Annotated in this window: 2 protein-coding genes; both read left to right on the top strand. The window is 49.9% G+C overall.

Going from position 1 to position 3061, the window contains the following annotated elements; genetic code table 11:
- Positions 1 to 717 (top strand): histidine kinase (locus C0623_10975; protein ID PLX98899.1); only part of this gene is annotated, 717 nt, incomplete at its 5' end.
- 43 nt (positions 718 to 760) lie between these two features.
- Positions 761 to 3061 (top strand): hypothetical protein (locus tag C0623_10970; GenBank protein PLX98898.1); only part of this gene is annotated, 2301 nt, incomplete at its 3' end.

Genomic DNA, 3061 nt, shown 5'->3' with positions numbered 1-3061 from the left:
GCCAGTCATGAGCTCAGATCTCCTCTCAATGCGATTATCGGTTTTTCCAGTATTCTTTTACGCTCGATCTCGGGCTCTCTGAATGAGAAACAGGAAGCGCAGACCAGTTCGATTTTACGCTCCGGGAAGTACCTTTTGACATTGATCAATAACATCATGGATGTTTCGCAAGTCGAGACCGGAAGGATGGCCTGTTCAAACGAGGAATTTCTTGTCGGTGATGTGATCAACGAGGTTTTGGATATCAGTCGTGAGCCGATTTCGCAAAAAAATCTGGATTTGACGGTCGACGTGCCGGATATCGTCATGTTTTCCGATCGGCAACGGCTGATCCAGTGTCTGCACAACCTGGTCAATAATGCGATCAAGTATACCGAGGAGGGAGCCATCGCAATCCGGGCAAGAACGTTTGATGAAGGAGACGGCAAGTCTCTGGTTGAAATCGTGGTTGAGGATACCGGCATCGGTATTGCGGAAGAGGATATACCGGACATTTTCACGCCATTTTCGCGGATTGATTCACACCTCAAAGGCGATGTCGAGGGGGCCGGTCTCGGTCTCTTCCTGGTGCATAAATTGGTGACTGAAATGCTTGGGGGGCGTATCGATGTTGAGAGCAAGCCGGAGGAGGGGAGCCGTTTTTCCCTGTTGCTACCCCGATGGAATTCAGATGATTGTTCCACTCCGGCTGATCTGCAATCGGAAGTGCCGAATTGAATGGAAATCTTACGGATTTTTGAATTAAATGAAAGGGTGGTCAATGAAAATTCTGGTTGTTGATGATCAGCAGGAAAACCGGTCTATTCTGCGAACCTATCTCGAAGATGCGGGATGGGATGTAACCGAGGCCTCTGACGGCCTTGAGGGGTTGAGCGTTGCGGCCGCCGACCGACCGGATGTGATCGTCTCCGATATCCTGATGCAGGAAATGGACGGCTACGAATTTCTCAGGGAAGTACGGCGGCATGAGTTGCTGGCTGATGTCCCGTTCATTTTTTACACCGGTGTTTACACCACGCCAAAAGAAGCGAAGCTGGCCCGCGATCTCGGGGTGACTGCCTTTATCGTTAAACCGAAAGAAGCCGAGGCTTTCTGTCAACATATCGAGACTGTTCTGAAAAATATCGAACCGGGCAAAATAAAGCCCAACCGGGAACTTCTCGAGGAGGACAGATTCTTTTTCGAGAAATACAACGAGGTCGTGACCAGCCAGCTGAAGCGCCAGATCAAGGATCTCGAAGAGGCGAGGGCGGAGCTCGACAAGCAGGAGATCAACTATCTCAACCTCTTCAACAGCATCCGCGATGTCATTGTGATCGCCGATCTGGACCGGAAGATCGTCGATATCAATCAGCCCGCCTTGAGGACTGTTTTCGGTTATGAACTGGAGGAGGTCGTTGGCCAAAAGACAGAGATTCTGTATGCCGACTACGAGAAATTTTCAACCATGGGGAAAGTTTTCTTCGATGAACATGATACGACGATCTGGCGGGTGGTCGAGACCTTTTTCCGCCGCAAAAATGGCGAAGTGTTCCCGGCTGAGTTATATCCTCTGAAGATGACCGGCGCCGATGGCAGTGTCGTCGCCAATATCGGGATGATTCGTGATATCTCGAAAAAAAGAAAAACCGAATCTTTACTGAACAATGTCTTTGAGAGCATGGGCGAGGGGATGTCTGTTGTCGACAGTGACTATAAAATCATTACCACCAACAAGTCCTATCGCAAAATGTTTGGTCAGCCTGGTGTGGATATGACCGAAAAACGATGCTTCGAAGTGATTCACGGATTATCCCGCCCCTGTCATCACGAAGGATTTGTATGCCCCTCCAAGAAAGCTTTCGAAACCGGCAATGAGGAGATGGTTATTCGCGAGCATTTCGATGGTGTGGGCAGGAAGTTCTATCACGAAAACCGCGCCTACCCGCTCATGGACGAGAGCGGTCAGGTGACTTCGGTTATCCTGGTTTACAACGATGTTACCGAAAGAACACAGTTGGAACAGCAATTACGACAGGCGCAAAAAATGGAGGCGATCGGCACCCTGACCGGCGGTATTGCTCATGATTTCAATAACATTCTTTCAGTCATTGTCGGCCACGGCACGTTGATGCAGATGAAGATTGCTCCGGACCATCCTCAGCGTAATTCAATTGACAATATCATGCAGGCTGCTGAACGGGCCTCATCGCTGACGCAGCGCTTGCTGACCTTCAGTCGCAATCAGATCATCGAGGTGGAGCCGGTAATCCTCAGTGATGTCGTCAGCAGTCTGCGGAATCTGGTGCGAAAAATGGCGCCCGAGAACATAGAACTCGAGATCTCTTTGCCAGACGAGGCATTTATCATTGAAGCTGACCGGTCACAGCTTGAGCAGGTGATCATGAATCTGGTGATCAACGCTGGCCAGGCCATTTCCGGCCACGGTCGGGTGTGTCTAAGTGTTGAAAAGGAAGATATCGGTCAAGATTTTATCCAGGATAAGGGGTTCGGAACGCCGGGCTCATACGCCATTTTAAGGGTTGAAGATAACGGCTGCGGAATGGATAAGGAGACGATGACAAAGATTTATGAACCCTTTTTTTCGACCAAGGAGACCGGCCAGGGGACCGGCCTCGGCCTGTCGGTTGTCTACGGGATCATCAAACAGCATAAAGGCTTTATCACATGCGATAGCACCCCGAATGCAGGAACCACGTTTACCGTATATTTTCCTTTTACGGAAAAAATGGTTTCCCTCCCGAGCGAGGACCATGGACCTCTTGCTTTTGTCGAGGGGAATGCCACCATCCTTGTCGCGGAGGACGATGATAATGTACGGCTGTTGCTCAAGGAACTGATTGCGGATGCCGGTTACGAAGTCATTCTGGCTGTGAATGGCCTCGATGCAGTCAAAACGTTTACTGAAAACCGCAGCCGGATCGATCTGGTGATCCTTGACGTGATCATGCCGAAGTTGAATGGCAAGGAAGCTTTGGTCGAAATAAAAAAACACAATCCTGAGGTCAAAGCCTTCTTTATCAGCGGCTATACCGACGACATCCTGCAGGGTGAAGGGATG

Source organism: Desulfuromonas sp., from assembly GCA_002869615.1.
Taxonomy (GTDB): domain Bacteria; phylum Desulfobacterota; class Desulfuromonadia; order Desulfuromonadales; family UBA2294; genus BM707.
This window is presented reverse-complemented; position numbering and strand designations above follow the sequence as displayed.